This window comes from Terriglobales bacterium, assembly GCA_035573675.1.
In the GTDB taxonomy this organism is placed as follows: Bacteria; Acidobacteriota; Terriglobia; order Terriglobales; family Acidobacteriaceae; genus DATMAB01.
On the sequence record DATMAB010000013.1, the window covers coordinates 134550 to 154658 of the forward strand.

A 20109-nucleotide genomic window follows, 5' to 3' on the forward strand; every position below is an offset into this window, starting at 1 on the left:
TTTGTCTCCCGAACCGACAAGCCGGGAACCTGGCCGACGCCGCGTCGCAGCGCTGATCGCACTGGCCCTCGGCATCTTCGTGCTGTTCGCGGTGGTGTTCTCGCAAGCGGCTTTCAACCTGACGTTTCTGCGGCCTTCCACCTCCGAGCAGACGCTGATCTTCACCGCGGTTTCCGCGCTGATTTTCCTGCTGCTGGTAGCGCTGACGTTCGTGCTGCTGCGCAACCTGCTGAAGCTGGTGGCGGAGCGGCGCGGCGGGGTGCTGGGCTCGAAGTTTCGTACCAAGATGGTGGTAGGCGCGCTCATGCTCTCCTTCGCGCCCGTCATCTTTCTGTTCCTGTTCGCCTACGGGCTGATGAACCGCTCCATCGACAAATGGTTCTCCAGCCCGGTGGAGGAGATGCGCGAGAACGCCAACGAGATCGCCGAACTGGTCTCCAGCTACGCGGCGCGCAACGCGCAGGCGGAGGCCGCGGCCATCGCGTCCTCTCCGGAGACGCTGCGGGCGTTCGAGACCGGCAACTTCGCCGGCGTGATGACCGAATTCCGCCGCCACGAAGCCACGCTGAAAGGCGGCTTCGCGCTGGCCCTCCTGGACGACCACGCGGTGGCCAGTTTCCGCGCGCCGGAAACGTGGCCCGTGCTGCGCGGGCGGTTGCCCAAGCCGGACGCCATCGGCGCCCCGCCGCGCGAGCCCTTCGCGTATCAAGGCGCAGAGTACATGCTGGGCGAGGCCAGGGTGCCGGGCGGCGGCCGCATCCTGGTGGCCATGCCGCTGCCGGAGAATTTTTCCGCCACCCTCAAGAGCCTGGAGGAAAGCCGCCGCAAGTCGCTGCAGTTGAGCGCGGAACGCAAGCTGGTGCGCCGCACCTACATGGGCATGCTCCTGCTGCTGACGGTGCTGGTGCTGTTCGCGGCCACCTGGTTCGCGCTTTTCCTTTCGCGGTTGGTCACGCGGCCAGTAGCGGCCCTGGCGGAAGCGACGCAGCAGATCTCCGCCGGCCATCTCGACTATCGCGTCGAAGTCGCGGCCGCCGACGAGCTCGGCGAGCTGGTGGCCAGCTTCAACCGCATGGCGGCGGAGCTGGAGCAGACGCGGCGGCAAATCGAGTCGTCGCGCAGCGAGCTGGCGCAGGCCATCGTGGCGCTGGAGGAGCGCCGCCGGCACATGGAGACCATTCTGGAAAGCACGCCTACCGGTGTGCTCTCGCTCGACGCCCAGGGCCGCGTGACGCGCGCCAACCAGGCCTTCGAGCGCATGTTCGCCGGCGCGGCGAACCGCGTGGCTGCCGGGACGCGCCTGCGCGACCTGTTCTCCGCCGAAGTCGCGCAGGACCTGGAGCGCATGCTGCGCAAGGCCGACCGCATGGGCTCGACCTCGGCGCAGATGGAGATCGCGGTGCCGCGCGCTCGTCTGGAAACCATGGTGACGGCGGCTTCGCTGGACGCAGAATCGCGCGCGGCTTCGCCCCGGCTGGGGCACGTGCTGGTGTTCGAGGACCTCTCCGAGTTGCTGCGCGCCCAGAAGCAGGCGGCGTGGCGCGAAGTGGCTCGGCGCGTGGCCCACGAAATCAAGAATCCGCTCACCCCGATCGCGCTTTCGGCGGAACGCATCCGCCGCCACCTGGAGCGCGGCACGGCGCCGGATTCAGAATCGGTCAAGGTCATCGAGGGCTGCGCGCAGACCATCGGCGAAGCCGTGGAGACGGTGCGCACGCTGGTGGACGAGTTCGCCGCCCTGGCGCGCTTCCCGGCCTCGCAGCCGCAACCGGCCAGCGTCAACGCCATCGTCGAGAGCGCGCTGGCGCTGTTCAACGGGCGGCTCGACGGCGTGAACGTGCGCACGTTCCTCGCGCCCGATCTCCCCGCCGTCATGGCCGATCCGGAAGCGCTCAAGCGCGCCCTGGCCAACCTGGTGGATAACGCCTGCGAGGCCATGCAAGGCTCGATGCTGCGCGAGGTCCACATCTCGACCGCGCTGGTAGGCCAGCGCGACGCGGTCGAAATCGTGGTCGCCGACACCGGCCACGGCGTCACACCGGAGCTGAAGGAGCGCCTCTTCCTGCCCTACTTCTCCACCAAGAAGCGCGGCACCGGACTGGGCCTGGCCATCGTCAGCCGCATCGTCGAGGACCACCACGGCTCCATCCGCGTGGAAGAGAACGCGCCGCTGGGGGCAAGGTTCATTATCGAACTGCCCGTAGCCCAGGGCAGCCTGTAGCTCCTAGCTTCTAGCCACTAGCTCCAGGCTTGGACTATCGGTTTCTCAGATTCTGCATGGAGCCCCTGACGCTGTAAGCTAGCAGCTAGTAGCTAGCGGCCAGAAGCTGTCTTCTATGCATTCCGTCCTCATCGTCGATGACGAACCCGGCATCCGCGAGTCGCTCGAGGGCGTGCTGGCGGACGAAGGCTACGCCACTACGGCCGTGGAGAGCGGCGAGGCCTGCCTGCAGGCGCTGAAGAAGCGTCCCTACGACGTGGTGCTGCTCGACATCTGGCTGCCGGGCATCGATGGGCTGGAGACGCTGGAGCGGATCCGCCAGTCGCACGCGCCATCGCCCTCGCAGGCCGATGAAGCGCCGGAAGTCATCATCATCTCCGGCCACGGGACCATTGAGACCGCGGTGCGCGCTACCAAGCTGGGCGCATTCGATTTCCTGGAAAAGCCGCTCTCGCTCGAGAAGACGCTCATCCTGGTAAAGAACGCGGTAGAGGCGCGCCGCTTGCGCAGCGAGAATCGCGACTTCAAGCGCCAACACCAGTCCAAGAGCGAAATCGTGGGCGAGAGCGTGCCCATGAAGGCGCTGCGCAAGCAGATCGCGCTCATGGCGCCCACCAACGGACGAGTGCTCATCTACGGCGAGTCCGGCACCGGCAAGGAGCTGGTGGCGCTCGCCATCCATAACCAGAGCCCGCGACGCGACGCCCTGTTCGTCGAGGTGAACTGCGCCGCCATCCCCGAAGACCGCATCGAGAGCGAGCTGTTCGGCCATCGCAAGGGCGCGCTCCCCGGCGCCGAGGAGGACAAGGACGGCAAGTTCCTCAAGGCCGATGGCGGCACGCTGTTCCTGGACGAAGTGGGCGACATGAGCCTGAAGACCCAGGCCAAGGTGCTGCGTACGCTCGATGAGCAGAAGTTCACGCCCGTAGGCAGCGACCAGCCCGTCAGCGCCGACGCCCGCGTGATCGCTTCCACCAACAAGGACCTGGAAGAAGAGATCGCCCACGGGAACTTCCGCGAAGACCTCTTCTACCGCCTGAACGTGATTCCCTTCTACGTGCCGCCGTTGCGCGAGCGCGTGGAAGATATCCCCATGCTGGCGCGCCACTTCCTGCGCGAGCTCTCTTCCCAGTACGGCCGGCGGACAAAAGAACTCACCGACGACGCCCTCGACGTGCTGATGCGCTACGCCTGGCCGGGCAACGTGCGCGAATTGCGCAACGTGATTGAACGCATCGTCATCATGAACCCCACCGTCAGCCGCCTCGACCGCAAACACTTGCCGCCGCTGGTCTATCGCGACGGCAGCCGCCGCGCCTCGAGCGATTTCTCCACCCTTCACCAGGCCCGCGCCGCCTACGAGCGCGACTTCATCCTGAAAAAGCTGGACGAGAACCACGGCAACGTCTCGCGCACCGCCGAGGTTCTCGGCCTGGAGCGCTCGCATCTGTATCGGAAGATGAAGGCGCTGGGGATAGCCGTAAAGGAATAGCTGGCGGCTTGCAGCCTGCGGCCCGCAGCCTGGACTTGCCAACCCGTCGGTCCATGCCTCACCCCTGTCCAGCCAGTCCGGGATTGGTGAAGACATGACCCAGAGTTTCCGCAACCTTGTGGCTTGGCAAAAGAGCAAGGATCTGGTACGGGAGGTCTACGTTTTGACAAAGTCCTTCCCAAAGGACGGGCTGTACGGTCTGACTTCACAGATTCGACGTGCTGCGATATCTATCCCGAGTAACGTCGCCGAAGGCAAAGGGCGCAGCGCTGACCGTGACTTCAAGCACTTCCTCATGCAGGCGAGAGGCTCACTGTATGAACTGGAGAATCAGCTCGAAATCGCACACGATCTCGAATATGTCAGGCCTGCACAACTCCAAATCCTGCTTCGACAGTGCAATGAGTTGGGACGCTTGCTGAACGCCTTGATCAATTCGCTCGGCTGAGCAACGATGCTCGTTTCGACCTCACCGTGCGGCCGGCCGCCAGCCGCTAGCCCGCCAGCCTATTCACCCAACTGTCGTCTCCAATCCTGTTCTTCTAGAAATCGTCGCGATTCGCGCCAGCCTGGCTGTACTTTGACAAATAGTTCGAGATACACCTTCGTTCCCAGGATCCGCTCCAGCTCCTTTCTCGCGTCCGTACCGATTCTTTTCAGCATGGCGCCACCCTTCCCAATCAGGATCTTCTTCTGGCCGTCGCGCTCGCAGTAGAGGGTGGCGTAGATGCGCGTGAGCCTGGGCAATTCTTCGTACTTGTCCAACATCACGGTGACCGCGTAGGGCAGTTCCTGCTCGGTGGCGAGGATGGCCTTTTCACGCACAATCTCGGCGGCGAGGAAGCGCTCCGGCTGGTCGGTGACCTGGTCCTTGGGGAAGTAGCGTGGGCCTTCGGGCAGCGCGCGAATCACGCACTCGAGCAATTCTTCCAGCCCTTCGCGCTTGAGCGCTGAGATGGGGATCACCTCGGCGAAATCATGCAGTTGGCGGTAGCGGTCGATGAGCGGCAGGAGCTTCGATTTCTCGATGCGGTCGATCTTGTTCAGCAGCAGGAACACCGGCCCGCCGGCGCGCTTCACCAGGTCGAGGACGAACTGGTCGCCCCCGCCGAATTCGACGGTGGCATCCACGATGAGCAGAATCAGGTCGCGGTCGGAGAGCGCCTCGTGCACTTCCTGCATCATCTTGCGATTGAGCGGCGTATCCGGCTTGTGCACGCCGGGCGTGTCGATGAGCACGATCTGCCCGGGCGGTGTTCCCTTCCCGCCGGGCACGTTGACGATCCCCAGGATGCGATTGCGCGTGGTCTGCGGCTTGGGCGTGACGATGGCGAGCTTCTGCCCCACCAACGCGTTCAACAGCGTGGACTTGCCCGCATTGGGCCGCCCGAGGATGGAAACGAAGCCGGAGCGGAACGACATCAGTGTTCAGTGGCCGGTGGTCAGTCTAGTTGCAGCCGAAGTGAGGCGCAAAGCGGACTCGGACCGCGCAAGATGCTTGCGCCTTCGTGTTGCCTTTGTGACCTTTGTGGTGAGCTTCTCTCTGCGCTCTCGGCGCTCTCGGCGGTGAAATCATTTCGCCTTTGCAGTCGCTGCCTTGCGCGGGCGTATGCGCAACCGCACAATCCTTCGGCCGGTGGATTCCAATATCTCGAAGCGCAACTGCTCGTCCTCGACCGATTCGCCCTGCGCCGGGATGCGGCCCAGCATCTCGCTCACCAGGCCGGCGACCGTGGTCGCCGCATAGGCTTCGCGGCGCACGCCGAACAGCTCCACCAGGCGGTCCACGTCCGTATTGCCCGGGACCACGACGGCGCCATCGGGTTCGCGCACCAGGTCAGCCTTGGCCTCGTGCTCGTCGCGGATCTCACCCACGATCTCCTCGACCAGATCCTCGATAGTCGCCACACCGGCTACGCCGCCGTACTCGTCGATGACGATGGCCATGTGCATGTTGTTTTTCTGCAGCTCGCGCAGCAGGGCGCCCACACGCTTGGTCTCCGGGACAAAGGGCACGGGACGCATGAGGCCGCGCACCGTGCGGGTGCGCGCTTCGGCGTCCGACATGGGCAGCACATCGTGCGCGAACACCACGCCCTGGATGTTGTCCAGCGTGCCTTCGTACACCGGCACGCGCGAGTACGGCTTGGTGCGCAGCAGCTCGATGAACTGATCCACGGTGGTGTCCGAAGGGACGGCGACGATCTCCGGACGCGGCGTCATGACGTCGCGCACTGTCTTCTCGCCGAACTCGACCACTGAATGGATGAGCTGCCGGTCGGCGCCGTGCAGGATGCCCTCTTCCTGTCCAGCCTCGATGAGCGCGTCCACCGCTTCGGCCGGACTTTCCGGCTCTTCGACGGCGTGATCCTCGGTGAGCGCCGCCACCGAAAGCGCGAAGCTCAGCACGATGGTGAACGGCAGCGCGAGATAGATGAGCACGCGCAGCACGGGGGCGAACGGCGCCAGCCAGTCGCCGCGCGTGCGCGCGAACAGCACGAAGGGCAGCAGGCGGTTGAACAACAGCACGATGATCAGCACGGCGGCGGCACCTTCGGCCAGCTCCGCCCAGTCCCAGGCGCCGTCGGCAAAGATGGAGAATCCCACCAGCAGCGCCAGGGTCGCGGTGAGGAGCTGCGCCAGCACCGACATGGAGAGCGAGGCGCGACTGCGGTTCGCGCCCAGGCGCGGTTCCACCTTCTTCTCGAAACTCTCGATGTTCTCCTGGAACTCCCGGGCCAGGAACTTGCCCATCTCGTAGTACACGCGCTCGACATAGGAGACCAGGGCCAGCAGACCTGCCAGCACCATGCCGATGATGAACAGCAGCAGGGTCATGGCTTGCGATTCCGCTCGATCAGTCCTGCGGGCAGGCGGAATTCGCGGCGGAGGCGCTGTTCCCGGCGCGCCATCCGGCCGCCGTCGCGCTCGTGGTCGTAGCCCGCCAGGTGAAGCACGCCGTGCAGGATGAGCACTTTCAGCTCCGCGGCCGTCGAGTGGCCGAGCCGCCGCGCGTTGCGCGCCGCCGTCTCCGCCGAGATGGCGATGTCCCCGCCAGTACCGTTTGCCCCCGGAAAGGAGAGTACGTCCGTCGCCTTGTCCTTGCGACGGAAACGGCGGTTCAGCGAGCGCAGGTCGCGGTCCGTGGTGATCAACACGTTGACCGCTCCGGCCAGGCCGGCGGCCCTCCGCGCGCGGCCGGCAAAACGCTGGAGCGCACTCGCGCTCACTCCCCGCACGGATTGGCGCACGATGATCATGCTCGCAAAGAGAAACGGGAGAAGCGGCCGGCAGCCGTTCCTCCCGCGCTATTCTACCGATTTATTCCTCGGTGTACTTCCGTTCGGCGGGAGGAATTGCCTCCGCTGCTTTCACCGCTTCGGCTTCCGTCTTGCCGGCTTCGGCCTGCCTTTCCTTGTGTTCATCGTAGGCGCGGATGATGCGCTGCACCAGGTGGTGCCGCACCACGTCGCTTTCGTTGAAGTAGCAGAAGTGGAGGCCTTCGACGGTCTTCAGGATCTCGCGGGCCTCGAGCAGTCCGCTGCGCCGCGCTCCGGGTAGGTCGATCTGCGTGATGTCGCCGGTGATCACCGCCTTGGAGTTGAAGCCCAGCCGGGTGACGAACATCTTCATCTGCTCGCTGGTGGTGTTCTGCGCCTCATCCAGAATGACGAAGGCTTCGTTGAGGGTGCGGCCGCGCATGAAGGCGATAGGCGCGATCTCGATGACGTTCTTCTCCAGATAGCGGTCGACTTTTTCGGGCTCGAGCAAGTCGTAGAGGGCATCATAGAGCGGGCGCAGGTAGGGATCGATCTTCTCCTGCAGGGTCCCCGGGAGGAAGCCCAGACGCTCGCCGGCCTCGACCGCGGGGCGGGCGAGGATGATGCGGTGCACTTGCTTGTTCAGCAGATGGTGCACGGCCATGGCCACGGCGAGATAGGTCTTGCCAGTACCGGCCGGGCCGATGCCGAAGACCATGTCGAATTTCTCGATGGCTTCGATGTAACGGCGCTGGTTGAGGCTCTTGGGCTGGACCACGCGGCGGCCGGCGGCGCGCTGGCGCCCCGATTCGGCCAGCCCGCGCAGGGTGACTGAGGCGTCCGACGTCACCAGGCGCAGCATGGAGCCGAGGTCGCCGTTGGTGAAGCTGTATCCGGCGCGCTGCAGCTGGTCGTAGTCGCGGACGATCTGCTCGGCACGGGAGACGTCGCGGGCGGCGCCTTCGATCTGCAGCGTATCCGCCTTCAGGTCGATGGAAACGTTCAGGGCGTCCTCGATGAGATGCAGGTTTTCGTCGCGGGTACCGAACAGGGTCTCGATGTTGGGGCCGATCTCGACGTTCTTCTTCATGGAGTGTCGGGCGCGAACCTCCTGACGTAGCGCGGCGCAGGCCGTGGGCCACGTGTGCAATCTTTGCGGGGGGAAGAGTGAACGGGAGCGAACCTCGCCACCGAAGCAACTACCATTCGTTTTAGCCTAGCGCCAGGCGGTCTCGGGAGTCAACCGAGGGTGGGAGTGACGGACGGGGTTCGGCTTAGTCCGGTAGTCGTTTGGCTACGAAGACGCTCCCGAAGCTAACTTTCCGGCAGCGAAGCCGGCACCGCGCGTTCCTGGGCCCAGGCACGGAGGCGGGTGATGTCCTCGGCGCGGGTGCGGGAGAGCGGAACGGTGGCGCGCAGCGTCTCGAGCAGCGTTTCGGTCGAGAGCGGCTTCTTGTCCGCAAACGAGGCGTACATGGCGGCTTGCACAGCGCCTTCGATTTCGGCGCCGGAGAAGCCGCGGGCCGCGTCCACCAAACGGTCAAGGTCGAACTCCGCGGGACTCCGTTTGCGGCGCGCGAGATGCAGCGCAAAAATGGCGCGCCGCTCGGCCTGGTTGGGGAGGTCGAGGAAGAAGATCTCGTCAAAGCGTCCTTTGCGCAGAAGCTCCGGCGGCAAAGCCGCGACGTTGTTGGAAGTGGCGGCGATGAAGACGGCGGAGCGGCGGTCCTGCATCCAGGAGAGGAAAGCGCCGAGCATGCGCGCGGAAACACCGGCATCGACGGCCGCGGCCTCCGGACCGGTTCCGGCGAAGACTTTTTCCAGTTCGTCGATCCAGAGGACGACGGGCGCGAGCTGATCGGCGACTTCGAAGAGGCGCTGCACGCGCTTTTCGGTTTCGCCGATGAACTTGTCGAAGACGGCGGAGGTCTGGAACTTGACCAGTGGCAGCTTCCAGTCGCCGGCGATAGCGCGAGCGCAGAGGCTCTTGCCGCACCCCTGCACACCCATGAGGATGACGCCCCGGGGCGGCTCGAGGCCATAGTCGCGCGCGGCAGGCTCGAAGGCGCCGCGCCGCAGGCTGAGCCACTTTTTCAGATTCTCCAGGCCGCCGACCGAGGCCAGGTCTTCGCGGACGTCGATGAACTCCAGCAGGCCGCTGCGGCGCAACAGTTCTTTCTTGCCTTGGAGCACATCGACGACGACTTGCGATGAGAGCTCGTAGCGAGCGACCAGCGCCTGGGCCACGGTGCGCTCGGCTTCGTCCTCGGTAAGACCGCACAGGTTGGCGGCCATGGCATGCAGGCCGGCGTCATCCAGCTTGCGCTTCATGGCGAACCTCTGCGAAAGGCGGGCGAAGGTGGCCTCAATCACCTGGCGGAGAGCTTCGCGGTCGGGCATGGGCAGCGGCAGGCGCTCGATCTGTGCTTCCAACTCCTCGGGCAGCCGCGGCGTCGGCCCGGTGAGCACCAGGGCGCGGCGGCTGCGCGAGAACTGCTGCGCCAGATTGCGCAGTCGGCGGATGACGACGGCGTCGTCCAGGTGGCGGTGGAAATCCTTGAGCACGAATACCGCCTCGATGGTCATGGTCTCGATGTGGGCCAGCATCTGCGCCGGGACCTTGGTGTTCAAGATGGCGGCGGAGGCGCGCTCGGCTTCGAGCGAGGCAAAATCCACCGGCGGCAGGTTGGCTTCCCCCAGCGCAGACCGGGCGGCGTCGATGCGGCGCTGGAGCTCACGCTTGGCGGCGCGTGGATCATCGCCGGAGGAAGCGGACGCCAGGCCTACGCGCTGCAAGCCATCGGCGATGCTCCACTCAAAGACCGGCAGATTCAGTTGGCTGGCGGCGAGCTTGATGAGGGAGAGCGCCCGGGCTTCCTCCACCGTCTCCAGCAGGATGATGGGGGTGTTGGAGTTGATGAGGACCTTGATGCGGTCGAGGCTGCTGGTCATGCGGTGCCGCCGCGGGCGCGGGTTTGACCGCTCTCCGGCGCTCCCGTACAATACTAGATTCGGAGTCCATCGGAAATTCTTTCAGGAGTAACGCACAACCTATGGCAAATCATTTTTCGGCGCTGAAGCGCGTCCGGCAGACGGAGAAACGCACGGCGGTCAACCGGGCCAACCAGTCGCGCTTCCGCACCGCCTTGCGGCGCTTCCGCCAGGTGCTGGCGGCGGGCAACAAGCAGGAAGCCCAGTCGCGCTATCGCGAGACCGTTTCCCTTATCGACAAGGCCGTGGGCAAAGGCGTGATCCATCGCAACGCGGCGGCGCGGTACAAGTCGCGGCTGGCGGCGAGGGTGAATGGATTGAAGTAGCGCGATAAGCAATTGGCAATTCGCAGTTAGCATTTAGCCCCTGAACGGCAGGTGTAGAACCTGCCGTTCGTCTTTTGGGGGCGCACATCTCCGGTTTTTCTCATCACGCCAGTTCACGGGCAACGAATCCCTTCGCGCCGGCCTTCCATCTAAATAGAAGTGGAAATCATTCCCGACGAGGTGAATTCATGGCACACGTGTTGCCCGTTTTGCCGTACGACTACGCCGCACTCGAACCCACCATCGACCGAGAGACCATGCAGATCCATCACACGCGGCACCATGCCGGTTACGTGGAGAAGTTGAATGCCGCGCTCGACCGTTTTCCCGAACTGCACAACCGAAAACTCGAAGAAATCCTCAGCCATCTGGAGATGGTGCCGGAGGAGATTCGCACCGCAGTAAGGAATCAGGGCGGAGGCCATTTGAATCACAGCCTGTTCTGGCCCAGCATGACTCCGGATAGGAGCGAGCTGACCACGGGTCCGCTCGAACAAGCTCTGCGTGGAAGCTTTGGAACGGTCCCGGAATTCAGGAAGAAGTTCGTTGCCGCCGGTTTGAACCACTTCGGCAGCGGCTGGGTGTGGCTGGTGCTCGACAACAACGGCAAGCTGGCCATCACCACCACCGTCAACCAGGACAACCCGGTGATGTTCGGCCAGGCGCCGTTACTGGGTAACGACCTGTGGGAGCACGCGTACTACCTGAAGTATCAAAACCGGCGCGGGGATTATCTGGAGTCCTGGTTTGAAGTCGTGAACTGGAGGGAAGTCGAGCAGCGATTCACTTTGCACCGGAGCGAACTCAAGCAGGCCGTCGCTTAGGGCGGATTTTCGTTCCTCCGTTTTCGACCGGCAGGTGAAGAGCCTGCCGGTTTTGGTTTGTAGGTCTCAGGTGTCAGGTGTCAGGTCTCAGGCTGCTAATCCGCTCAGTTCCATCCCAAAATGCTCACGCAGCAGGACAGGATAGTCCTCTTCCCGGATGGGCGTCTCAGTGCGCCGGCCTTTGGACGTCACGATCAACTTCAAGTCGGAGAGGGTGACGCGCCCGTCCGGAGTGGCGCGGCTGCAGATGCGGCGGCGCGTGAAGGGCGAGTCCGGCGAAGTCCGCATGTAATCGCACGGGCCGGAGAAGTGCTCCATGGGGCGCGGCTCTAGCGGGAAGCAGTAGCGCGGAAGCCAGGGGCCGTCGCTCTCGCGCATTTCGTACAGCATCTCGTCGCCCAGCGGCGAAATGCGGAAGCGGCGACCGTCGGCAATGGACGTGTCCGCCTGCTCGGCAGGGGATTCCAGGCGCAACGGTTCGCGAAAGGAATCGCCGAAACCGACATCGGCCAGCCAAGCAACGGGCGAGCCGGGCGCGTAGACGCGCAGCGTCATGTGTCCGGAAGGGATGCCGTACTGGCCGTCCTCGCGGGCGACGCGGGCGCCCAGCAAGTCCACGTGGAAACCAAGCTCGCCGAGCAGCGCGGCGAACAGCCCGTTGAGCTCGAAGCAGAAGCCCCCACGACGGCGCCGCACGATCTTGTCGAAGAGCGCCTCGGTGCCGAGATGCAGCGGGCGGCCGAGGGGGATATCCAGGTTCTCAAACGGCACCGCGATGAGGTGCGCCACCTGCAGAGCGCGCAGAGTCTCCGCCGTGGGCTCACGGGAGCCTTCGTAGCGGATGCGAGCGAGATAGGCGGAAACATCCACAGTCTCGATTTTAGATGACGGGCCGCGGCGTGCAGCTCCGGAGACGTTGCGAGTCAGCTCTCAGCTCTCAGTTCTCTGTGGTCGAGCGGGGGGCAAGACGTAAGGGTCCTTCGCTGCGCTCGGGACAGACAAGAGGCTAGACCGGGAGTTCGTCCTGCTGCCAGGCGGGTGCGGCGGGACGCGGCGGGGCGGCGAGTTCGAGGACCAGTTGCTCGAGCACCAGTCGTTTGTTGGGCGGCGAGGAGCGCAGGGCGAGGTCGGCGCGGGCCACCAGGCGCAGGGCGCGCGTCAGATCGCGACGCGAGGTGTAGCGGCGTGCCTGTCGGATGAGGTCTTCAGCGGCGAAGGGCGGCACGCGGAAGCCTTGCCACAGCGCCTGCCAGATGGCGCGCGAGTCGCGCACGTTCTTCTCCAGCACCACCAGCATCTGGCGGAAGGTGCGGGAGAGCATGTAGAGGTGGCCGATAGCGGCCTCGTCGCCGTCGCCGGAAGAGAGCAGCGCGTCCAGAACCTTGAGGGCGCGGACGCGGTCGCGGGCGGAGATGGCATCGGTCAGCTCGAACAGCGACCGCTGCTTGGCGGCCAGCACCATGGTTTCGACGTCCCCCAGGGTGATGCGGCGCTTCTCGCCGGCGTAGAGGATGAGCTTCTCAAGTTCGGTCGAAACCATCATCATGTCGGCGCCCAGGGCGTCCACCAGTTCGCGGGCGGCATCAGGCTCGACCGCAACCCCCTGCGCGGCGGCCGTCTCCGTCACCCAGCGCACGCCTTCGCCTTCCTCCACCCGCGCCAGCTCGACGATGCCGCAGTACTCGCCCAGCGTATCGCGGATGCGCTCATAACGGTCGCGGTCGGTCAGCTCCATGCGGCGGGCGTCGGCGGGGATGGAGATGTGGTCGGCGACGAAGATGAGAACCGCGTCCGGGTTGGGCTGCTTGACGTAGGCTTCGATGGCGTCGAACTCTTCCTCATGCGAGCCGCGACCGTAGAGCAGCTTGACGTTGCGCACGAAGAAGACCTGGAAGGGCGCCATGAGCGAGGGTGTGCGCGCGCGGTCGAGCAGTTCGGCCACGCTCGCTTCCGCGAGGTCGACCTCATGCAGGGAGAAGTCGCGCAGGTCGTCGGGGACCAGGTGGCTGAGGATGGCGTCGCGACAGCGCTCGCGGAAGAAGACCTCGTCGCCGAGGAAGACGTAGGCCGGGCGCAGGCGGCGTTCGCGGACCTCGGCGGCAAAACGGTCCGTGGCGGCGAAGGAACGCATCAGTGCCCCTTTGTTCCTCGCAAACGCGGCCGAAAGGAAAACCAAGATCCTTCGCTCCGCTTTCCCGCGCGCTGCCCCACCGCGCTACGCGCGGCGGGGGCCCCGAGTACGCCCAAAGGCCCTCCCTCGCTCAGGATGGCGGCCCGTTGATTCTCAATCGTCGCCGTGAAGACCACGTCAATACGCCTCCAGGATGTTCGAGACCAGAGTGCGGGCGAAGTCGCGGGACAAGCGCTCGACGGCCGGCGACTCCTCCTCGAAGAAGCTGGAGACCTCGCGCGACACCTGGTACTGCTCGCGGAAGGTGTAATCGCGGTTCTCCCAGAGCACCGTGCCGTCGCGGCCGGTGAGCGAGACGCGCATCTTCACGGTGACCAGCGCGGAAGAAGCCCGGCCGGTCTGCGAGTCGTAGGTGAGCGGCGCCGCTTCGGTGGAGAGCACGACGCCATGGAGCACGGCGTCGGCCGCGTCGCCGGCCTCATTCACGATATGGTAGCGGGTACGCGTGAGGAACTCGCGGACCACCGCAGCCGTCATCTGCTGCTCGATGCGGTAGGTCTGCGTCTGGTTGGTGAACGCCGGGATGGCGATGGTCTGGACGCTGGAGGGAAGCCGCGAAGCGCTTCCCGCCGTGTGATATCCACAACCGGAGAAGAGTGCGAGCGCCAGACACGCAGCCAGCGCGCGAGCCAGCTTCACTGCACTCTTCCTCCGCGCAGGGCGGGAGCCAGACGCGCGGCGCATTCGGCAGCGTTGAGGGCGAGCACGCGCAGGTTGTCGGCCGCGACCCAGAGCCAAACGCCGTTCCGGCGGGCGGCATCGGAACGCACAGACACCAGGATCTGCTCCTGGCCGGAGGCGGAAACGTTCGTGGGCGCGTCCTCATCGAGGGCGGTGACGGCCACGTGCTCACCTTCCAGCGCCTGCGCCACGTCCGCGATGGGAACCTCCCGGTCCAGCCCAAGGTAAACGGAGAAACAGTGGCCGTGGAAGATGGGGGCTTGCAACAGCACCATGGAAGGCACGGGCACGGAGCCGCGCGTGATTTTCTCGAAGTGGCTGAGGATGCGGCGCTCCACCGTCTCCAGGGCGGGCAGCGACTGCTCGCCGTAGCGCGAGACCAGGTTGAAGGCCACCTGGGAATCGAAGACGTCGCGCGGCATGCCCTGAAAGGAGAGCAGGTTGACGGTCTGCTCGTGCAGTTCGTCGATGCCGCGGCGGCCGTGCTCAGAAGCCGGCTCGAAGGCGGTGACGATGGCGGGTCCCTCCAGCCCGGCACGTCGCGCGCGCACCAGCAGCATCCCCAGCACGACGGCTGCCGGATGGGCCACCACCATGATGGCGCTGCCGTTCACCGGGCGGGTTTCCGCCAGCTCCTGCTCCAGCCAGGCGGAACGCACCGAGACGCCGCTTTCCTCCTCGAGGGCGTAAGAAAGGTCGACGATGGCGCAGCCGGCGTCGCGGGCGATATGCCAGTGGCGGCGGGTGAAGTTCTCCTCGCAGGCGAAGAAGGCGACGTCGACGTGCTCCAGCGTCTCCCGCGTCACGCTCTGGATGAACGTAGCCTCGTCACCGACCGATTCGAGCTGACCGAGCGATTCATCATCGTCGAGCAGGCGCACGTCGAGTGCGGGAAACTCGCGCTCCTCCAGGACTTCCTTCAGTTCCTTGCCCTTGAGCGTTGCCGCTCCCACGATGGCGACGCGTTGGAATTGCGGCTTCATCGCACGGGACTGGGTTGATGTTGATGTTCGGGCGTGGTGCCGGATCGGCGGAAAAGGTACTGCAGGCGCCACAGCAGACCGCTGATCATATAGGCCAGCGCCATGACGAACAGCACGTAGCGTGAATAAAACCAGATGGCGGCAAACAGCAGGCCCAGAAAGACGATGTTGCGGAAGGGGCGCTGGCGTCGCAGGTCGATGTCCTTGGAGCTGTAAAACCGCCAGGTGCTGACCATGAGGAACGCCAGCGAGACCACCAGCAACAGCCACAGTCCGGAAATCCACCATTCGGTGAGCGGCACGCCGCCGGAGAGATGCACCGTGGCGGCCACAACGCCGGCGCCGGCGGGGATCGGCATACCGACGAAGTACTTCTTGCCCGGGCGGCCGGGGTTCGACGGCTGCGGATTGATCTGGATGTTGAAGCGCGCCAGCCGGCTCACGCCCGCTACCAGAAACAGGAACGTGGCGATGGCGCCGAACTGCGCCAGGCGCACCTGAAGCTCGGCGTCGGCCAGTTGCGGAAGCAGCCGGATTCCCCACACCCAGGCGAGCAAGGCGGGCGCAACGCCGAAGGTGATGGCGTCGGCGAGGGAATCCAGTTGCTTGCCGAACTCGCTGGAGGTGCCGGTCATGCGGGCGATCCGGCCGTCGAAGCCGTCGAACAGGATGGCAAAGCCGATGGCTTTGGCTGCCTGGTCCAGATTCTGGGCGGGATTTCCGTTGGCCTGCGCCATCAGGACCTGCGAAATGGCGTAGTAGCCGAACGCCAGGTTGGCGGTGGTGAACAGGCCCGGCAGCAGATACATCCCCTTGCGCGGGCGGCGCCTGGGAACCGCGGGAACCGGCTGCGGGAAGGGCGCGGTCTGCATCAGCGGCCTCCCTGAGCCGCGCCCTGCGCGGCCAGCTCGGTGACAGGAGCCGCGGTCACGAGCGCCATGGCCAGAATGCTCGAGCCGCCGTGCACGCGGTCGCCGATCTTGACTTCAATGTGGGCCTCGGGGGCCAGGATCACGTCCACGCGCGAGCCGAACTTGATCATCCCCACGCGCTCGCCGCGGGCCACCACGTCACCCACCTTCTTGTTGAATACGATGCGGCGGGCCAGCAGGCCCGCGATCTGCTTGAATACGACCGTGTGGCCTTCGCCTTCCACGGTGACGATGTTCTGCTCGTTGTGCTCGGCGCAGGCGGCGTCCATGGCGTTGCGGAACTGGCCCCGGCGATACTCGGCGGCGCGAATCACTCCGGCGATAGGCGACCGGTTCACATGCACGTCGAAGACGTTGAGGAAAATGCTGACGCGGGTGCGAGGCTCGCCCGCCACAAAGACGGTGGAGACATCGGTGACCTTGCCGTCGGCCGGCGAGACAATGGCCCCAGCCACGGCAGGGATGGCGCGCTCCGGGTCGCGGAAAAACCACAGGAAGAAGCCCGCCAGCAGCAGGGGAGCCACGGCCAACGACGGCGCGGTGAGCCAGCCCAGAACCAGGGCTGCTGCCAGCATGCCCGCCGCGTACAGATAGCCGTCGCGCACCATGTACGGGGTGATTATATCGGTTTGAGGTTCGGAACTCCGAAAAGCAAAGGCCCCCGCCATCGCGGGGGCCGGGGCTTGTCCGGAGGAGCTAAGCAGGCTGCTGCTGGCGGTACTGGCGCTCAATGAGCTCCATCTGGTCTTTCACGCGCAGCTTCAGCTTCTTGAGGCGAACCTCTTCGAGCTTCTCTTCTTCGGTAAGGAATCTTTTCTGGATGAGGGAATCGAGGCGTTGGGAGTACTGCGTGTGCTCGGTAGCCAGCCGGCGGAACTCTTCATGGCTGGCCAGAAGTTGGTCTCGCACGGGATCCATCCAGAGACCTCCTAAGCCAGAGATTGGACTTTCACCGTAGCACAGGAACTGGTGAGGTTCAATCCCCTTCATTCAACCTGTGGAAAAGCCAGGCGATAGAGGAGGGCGTCTTCGGGAGGGTCCTGATAATAGGCTCGCCGGCGACCACTGGAAAGGAACCCGTGGCGCTCATAGAGCCGGCGCGCGGTCTGGTTGGACTCGCGCACCTCGAGAAACACGGCGGCCGCGCCCAGGGCCCGCAAGCGGTACAGGAGCGCCTCCAGCAGAAGCGAGCCCAGGCCGCGGCGGCGCACCGAAGCGGCGACCACCAGGTTCTCCAGTTCCCACTCGCCGGCGACGCCGCGGGCTACCACGAAACCCACGACGCTCGTGTCTTCTTCCGCCACCAGTGCGAGGCGGGGCTGGGTCGGCTCCTCGGCGAAGAGACGGCGATATTCGGCCTCAGGCCAGTGGGCGGCGGTCGGCGAGGCGCGCTCGATGGCGAGCATCGCGGGCAAGTCGGCGACGGTGGCGGGGCGGACGGGCAAAGAGACAGTTCTCAGTTCTTAGTTTTCAGACTTGGTAGTGGATCCAGCGAGCTTTGGGAGCGAGAAGATTTCCGCGTCGGAGCGACGCAGATAGTTGGCGTCGAGCTGCTCGACGGAGACCGTCTGGCCGGCCAGCAGCTTGCGCAGGCCGAGACGGGCGATCGCGTCGGCGCGCGGGCGATCGAGCACGACGCATTCGAGTCCGTGCGCACGCAGGAACTCGCCGAGGGATGCGTCGGGCGTGGCCACACGCGTGCGGTGGACGGCAGCGCAGGCATGCGCCAGGAAATCGTCACGCGAGAGCAGCGATTCGCCCAGGCGGTGAACCAGGCTGCCCTTCACCGCATACTCGCCCGCAAAGACCTCGTTGCGACCGGCGTCCAGCACCGCCAGCACGCGGCCCTCGAGACCGGAAACCGCGGCAATCGCCTCCAGCACGGAAACCGGAGCGATGGGCTTGCCCAGGACCTCGGCCAGCGCCTTCACGCCCGCCAGCCCGACGCGCAACCCGGTGAACGAACCCGGACCGGTGGCCGCGGCGAACCCGTCCAGGTCCTGTTTCCGAACCTGGTGGCGGTCAAGGAGCGCAGCCACTTGCGGAATCAATTGCGCGGAAAAAGTTCCACCGACCAGAGGAACGACCTCCAGCACCTCGAAGCGCTCGCGGTCGCCGCGCGCCAGTGCGATGCCGCCGTGCTTGGAGGACGTATCGGTGGCGAGGATGAGCATGGCGTTGCCCTTGCCGACATCGTTCAGGGACGTGCGGAATCCTCGACCAGTTCCACCAGCACTCCGCCCGCGCTCGAAGGATGCACGAAGACGTAGCGATGTCCGCCGGCGCCCGTCTGAATCTGCTCGTTGACGAAGCGTGTTCCCTGCTGCTTCAGGCGGGCCACGGCGGCAGTGAGGTCGGGGACGCGCACGGCCACGTGGTGCAGGCCTTCGCCGCGCTTGGCAATGAAGCGGGCGATGGCGGAATCGTCCGCCGTCGCCTCCAGCAGCTCGATGCGGCTCTCCCCTACCGGGAACATGGCCACGCGGACTTTTTCGTGCTCCACGGTCTCTTCGCCTTCGACCCGCAGGCCGAGCTTCTCATAGAAGGCGCGGGCTGCTGCGAGCGACTTGACCGCGATGCCCAGATGATCGATGGCGTGCACGGCGTCAGGAGATCCATTCTACCGAAAGGCTGAACCAGCCCGGCGAGCCCGGAACGTGCAACGGGCGTCCGGCTCTCAGGGCCTCGCGCACCACGTTCCACGCCGCGGCCGTCAGTTGCATGGTGAAGCCGTCTTCGAAGATCTGGCCCTGGTTGTGTTCCTGCGCGGGAATGAAGGCCAGGAACGCGCCTGAAGGACGCGAACCGTCGCTCTTCTCGGGCGCGATGCCGGCCGCGCCCGTCTGGCCCGGCTGCCACACCAGGCAGCCATTGGCCTCGGGGTCCAGGTGGGTCAGCAGAGCCAGCGGCTGTTCGCGCGGTACCTGGTCCATGAACAGGGGGATCTCGGCGCGGGCTTCGGGCAGCAGGCTGAGCAGGATGCTCTCCTGCTGCTTGCGCACGCGGGCGCAATGGTAGAGGCTGCCGCGCGGCAGCGTCGCCAGCAGGCTGGCCTTCTCCATTTCCCGCAGGTTCAGCACGCTTCCTCGCGTGCGGTCGAACCAGGGCGGCCAGGGATAGAACTGGAAGGCGTTTCCCAGCAGCGACGCAACCCGCATGGGGCCGAAGGACTGCACCGCCATCAGCTCGTCGCCCACCAGCATGGTGGCCAGCAGGCAATCGGGCGGCAGCTCAAGGCCCGGCACTTCCTGCGCGGGCAGATACAGCAGCCCGGCCACATCAGCCCGGCCGAGAAAGTAGAGCGCCTGGAATTCGGTCCATCCGCCGGCTTCGACGTATTCCCCGTTCTTGGCCAGCTCGAACACGCTGCGGAACAGGTCCGGAACCGCCGGCGGGTAGTCTTCTGCGCCTTCCTGCTCGCTGCGGCGGAGAGTGAACACCATCTCCTGCTGTCCCAGCAACTTCATGCCCTCGGTGACGAACGACCAGCAGGGCACGGCGCCCTGCGCGCTCGCCACTTCGTGCGCGCGCACGTGAATGGTCAGCTCGCCGGGAATCACGTTCTCGACCGCGGGCATGGCGATGAATCCTTTTCTGCCGGACCGGCTCTAGTCCGCTCTGCTGGACTTGCCGAATCCGGAAACAATCTCCTCCACCAGCGAATAGGGGTCGCGGCGGTGCTGGGCGACCTCGGCAGCATACCGCGAGACCTGCCCGTCATTCATCTGTTCTCGCAGGGCCCGCTCCAGCAGCGACTCGCGCAACATTTCTACCAGACGCTGCCGCCAGTTCTCCGTCTTTTTCTTTTCCAGCAGGCCTTCGCGCGCCAGAAAGTCCTCGTAGGACGCGATGGCCTCCGCCAATTCGCCGATGCCCGTGCCTTCGGTGGCCACGGTCTTGACGATCGGCGGCGTCCAGCCGTCGCTGCGCGTGGCCAGGGTCTGCATGGCGCGGATTTCGCGCTCTACCCGTTCCGCGCCTTCGCGGTCGCTCTTGTTGATGACGAATACGTCGGCGATCTCCATGATGCCGGCCTTGATGGTCTGTACATCGTCACCCATGCCGGGCACCAGCACCACTAGGGTGACGTCGGCCAGGCGCACGATGTCTACCTCATCCTGGCCTACGCCCACGGTCTCGATGAGGATAAGGTCCTTGCCGCTCGCGTCGAGCACAGTGGTGACATCGGCGGTGGCGCGCGCCAGCCC

The 20109-nt window shown here is 65.4% G+C and carries 22 protein-coding genes; 5 read left to right on the forward strand and 17 right to left on the reverse strand.

Annotation, left to right across the window (positions count from 1 at the left end):
• Position 1: 1 nt before the first annotated feature.
• The 3 genes from VNK82_05265 (at position 2) to VNK82_05275 (ending at position 4161) form a co-directional block, all read left to right on the forward strand.
• Positions 2-2221, forward strand: coding sequence for an ATP-binding protein (locus tag VNK82_05265; GenBank protein HXE90356.1), 2220 nt, complete (start codon positions 2-4; stop codon positions 2219-2221).
• Between the two features lie 115 nt (positions 2222-2336).
• Positions 2337-3713 (forward strand): sigma-54 dependent transcriptional regulator, encoded by a 1377-nt coding sequence (locus tag VNK82_05270; protein HXE90357.1) that lies wholly within the window; start codon positions 2337-2339, stop codon positions 3711-3713.
• A 94-nt stretch (positions 3714-3807) separates the two neighbouring features.
• Positions 3808-4161, forward strand: coding sequence for a four helix bundle protein (locus VNK82_05275; protein ID HXE90358.1), 354 nt, complete (start codon positions 3808-3810; stop codon positions 4159-4161).
• 59 nt (positions 4162-4220) lie between these two features.
• On the opposite strand, the gene era is transcribed toward VNK82_05275, so the two are convergent.
• The 5 genes from era to VNK82_05300 all read right to left on the reverse strand — a co-directional run bounded on the left by era (position 4221) and on the right by VNK82_05300 (position 9925).
• Complete coding sequence (gene era / locus VNK82_05280) at positions 4221-5135, reverse strand: GTPase Era (GenBank protein HXE90359.1); 915 nt, start codon at positions 5133-5135, stop codon at positions 4221-4223.
• Between the two features lie 150 nt (positions 5136-5285).
• Positions 5286-6551 (reverse strand): hemolysin family protein, encoded by a 1266-nt coding sequence (locus tag VNK82_05285; GenBank protein HXE90360.1) that lies wholly within the window; start codon positions 6549-6551, stop codon positions 5286-5288.
• Positions 6548-6973, reverse strand: coding sequence for an rRNA maturation RNase YbeY (gene ybeY, locus VNK82_05290; GenBank protein ID HXE90361.1), 426 nt, complete (start codon positions 6971-6973; stop codon positions 6548-6550). The genes VNK82_05285 and ybeY overlap by 4 nt, the downstream gene beginning before the upstream one ends.
• A 61-nt stretch (positions 6974-7034) precedes the next feature.
• The gene (locus tag VNK82_05295) at positions 7035-8063 is read right to left on the reverse strand and encodes a PhoH family protein (GenBank protein HXE90362.1); all 1029 of its coding nucleotides are present in this window, start codon (positions 8061-8063) and stop codon (positions 7035-7037) included.
• A gap of 224 nt (positions 8064-8287) precedes the next feature.
• Positions 8288-9925 (reverse strand): AAA family ATPase, encoded by a 1638-nt coding sequence (locus VNK82_05300; protein HXE90363.1) that lies wholly within the window; start codon positions 9923-9925, stop codon positions 8288-8290.
• 101 nt (positions 9926-10026) lie between these two features.
• On the opposite strand from VNK82_05300, the gene rpsT reads away from it, so the two are divergent.
• Positions 10027-10290, forward strand: coding sequence for a 30S ribosomal protein S20 (rpsT, locus tag VNK82_05305; GenBank protein HXE90364.1), 264 nt, complete (start codon positions 10027-10029; stop codon positions 10288-10290).
• A 188-nt stretch (positions 10291-10478) separates the two neighbouring features.
• Positions 10479-11114, forward strand: a complete 636-nt coding sequence (locus VNK82_05310) for a superoxide dismutase (protein ID HXE90365.1) — start codon at positions 10479-10481, stop codon at positions 11112-11114.
• 87 nt (positions 11115-11201) lie between these two features.
• On the opposite strand, the gene VNK82_05315 is transcribed toward VNK82_05310, so the two are convergent.
• The 12 genes from VNK82_05315 to VNK82_05370 form a co-directional block, all read right to left on the reverse strand.
• Positions 11202-11984 carry an arylamine N-acetyltransferase gene (locus tag VNK82_05315; GenBank protein ID HXE90366.1) on the reverse strand — a complete coding sequence of 261 codons (783 nt, stop codon included), beginning with the start codon at positions 11982-11984 and terminating at the stop codon, positions 11202-11204.
• A gap of 136 nt (positions 11985-12120) precedes the next feature.
• Positions 12121-13245, reverse strand: coding sequence for a DNA polymerase III subunit delta (gene holA, locus VNK82_05320; GenBank protein HXE90367.1), 1125 nt, complete (start codon positions 13243-13245; stop codon positions 12121-12123).
• Positions 13246-13422: 177 nt separating this feature from the next.
• A complete protein-coding gene (locus VNK82_05325) occupies positions 13423-13944 on the reverse strand; it encodes an LptE family protein (protein ID HXE90368.1) in 522 nt (173 codons plus the stop codon).
• Positions 13941-14969 (reverse strand): Asd/ArgC dimerization domain-containing protein, encoded by a 1029-nt coding sequence (locus VNK82_05330; protein ID HXE90369.1) that lies wholly within the window; start codon positions 14967-14969, stop codon positions 13941-13943. Before VNK82_05330 ends, VNK82_05325 begins: the two co-directional genes overlap by 4 nt.
• Positions 14966-15841 carry a phosphatidylcholine/phosphatidylserine synthase gene (locus VNK82_05335; GenBank protein ID HXE90370.1) on the reverse strand — a complete coding sequence of 292 codons (876 nt, stop codon included), beginning with the start codon at positions 15839-15841 and terminating at the stop codon, positions 14966-14968. The genes VNK82_05330 and VNK82_05335 overlap by 4 nt, the downstream gene beginning before the upstream one ends.
• A complete protein-coding gene (locus tag VNK82_05340; GenBank protein ID HXE90371.1) occupies positions 15841-16509 on the reverse strand; it encodes a phosphatidylserine decarboxylase in 669 nt (222 codons plus the stop codon). Before VNK82_05340 ends, VNK82_05335 begins: the two co-directional genes overlap by 1 nt.
• A gap of 88 nt (positions 16510-16597) precedes the next feature.
• Complete coding sequence (locus VNK82_05345) at positions 16598-16819, reverse strand: hypothetical protein (GenBank protein ID HXE90372.1); 222 nt, start codon at positions 16817-16819, stop codon at positions 16598-16600.
• 68 nt (positions 16820-16887) lie between these two features.
• Positions 16888-17346 carry a ribosomal protein S18-alanine N-acetyltransferase gene (gene rimI, locus VNK82_05350; GenBank protein ID HXE90373.1) on the reverse strand — a complete coding sequence of 153 codons (459 nt, stop codon included), beginning with the start codon at positions 17344-17346 and terminating at the stop codon, positions 16888-16890.
• 18 nt (positions 17347-17364) lie between these two features.
• The gene (gene tsaB, locus VNK82_05355; GenBank protein ID HXE90374.1) at positions 17365-18075 is read right to left on the reverse strand and encodes a tRNA (adenosine(37)-N6)-threonylcarbamoyltransferase complex dimerization subunit type 1 TsaB; all 711 of its coding nucleotides are present in this window, start codon (positions 18073-18075) and stop codon (positions 17365-17367) included.
• Between the two features lie 23 nt (positions 18076-18098).
• Entirely contained in the window at positions 18099-18503 is a 405-nt protein-coding gene (gene mce, locus VNK82_05360; GenBank protein ID HXE90375.1) for a methylmalonyl-CoA epimerase, read from the reverse strand.
• Positions 18504-18507: 4 nt separating this feature from the next.
• Positions 18508-19479: a hypothetical protein gene (locus VNK82_05365; protein ID HXE90376.1), complete on the reverse strand. Its 972-nt coding sequence runs from the start codon at positions 19477-19479 to the stop codon at positions 18508-18510.
• Positions 19480-19509: 30 nt separating this feature from the next.
• Positions 19510-20109: hypothetical protein (locus VNK82_05370; protein HXE90377.1), on the reverse strand; the 600-nt coding region annotated here is incomplete at its 5' end.

Coding starts and splice junctions, on each gene's coding strand:
- VNK82_05365 (HXE90376.1), bottom strand. CDS start 19,479: ATGCCCGCGGTCGAGAACGTGATTCCCGGCGAGCTGACCATTCACGTG.
- VNK82_05300 (HXE90363.1), bottom strand. CDS start 9,925: ATGACCAGCAGCCTCGACCGCATCAAGGTCCTCATCAACTCCAACACC.
- holA (HXE90367.1), bottom strand. CDS start 13,245: ATGCGTTCCTTCGCCGCCACGGACCGTTTTGCCGCCGAGGTCCGCGAA.
- VNK82_05285 (HXE90360.1), bottom strand. CDS start 6,551: ATGACCCTGCTGCTGTTCATCATCGGCATGGTGCTGGCAGGTCTGCTG.
- VNK82_05340 (HXE90371.1), bottom strand. CDS start 16,509: ATGGTGCGCGACGGCTATCTGTACGCGGCGGGCATGCTGGCAGCAGCC.
- ybeY (HXE90361.1), bottom strand. CDS start 6,973: ATGATCATCGTGCGCCAATCCGTGCGGGGAGTGAGCGCGAGTGCGCTC.
- rpsT (HXE90364.1), top strand. CDS start 10,027: ATGGCAAATCATTTTTCGGCGCTGAAGCGCGTCCGGCAGACGGAGAAA.
- VNK82_05275 (HXE90358.1), top strand. CDS start 3,808: ATGACCCAGAGTTTCCGCAACCTTGTGGCTTGGCAAAAGAGCAAGGAT.
- VNK82_05295 (HXE90362.1), bottom strand. CDS start 8,063: ATGAAGAAGAACGTCGAGATCGGCCCCAACATCGAGACCCTGTTCGGT.
- era (HXE90359.1), bottom strand. CDS start 5,135: ATGTCGTTCCGCTCCGGCTTCGTTTCCATCCTCGGGCGGCCCAATGCG.
- VNK82_05270 (HXE90357.1), top strand. CDS start 2,337: ATGCATTCCGTCCTCATCGTCGATGACGAACCCGGCATCCGCGAGTCG.
- VNK82_05310 (HXE90365.1), top strand. CDS start 10,479: ATGGCACACGTGTTGCCCGTTTTGCCGTACGACTACGCCGCACTCGAA.
- VNK82_05345 (HXE90372.1), bottom strand. CDS start 16,819: ATGGATCCCGTGCGAGACCAACTTCTGGCCAGCCATGAAGAGTTCCGC.
- VNK82_05330 (HXE90369.1), bottom strand. CDS start 14,969: ATGAAGCCGCAATTCCAACGCGTCGCCATCGTGGGAGCGGCAACGCTC.
- tsaB (HXE90374.1), bottom strand. CDS start 18,075: ATGCTCATCCTCGCCACCGATACGTCCTCCAAGCACGGCGGCATCGCA.
- VNK82_05335 (HXE90370.1), bottom strand. CDS start 15,841: ATGCAGACCGCGCCCTTCCCGCAGCCGGTTCCCGCGGTTCCCAGGCGC.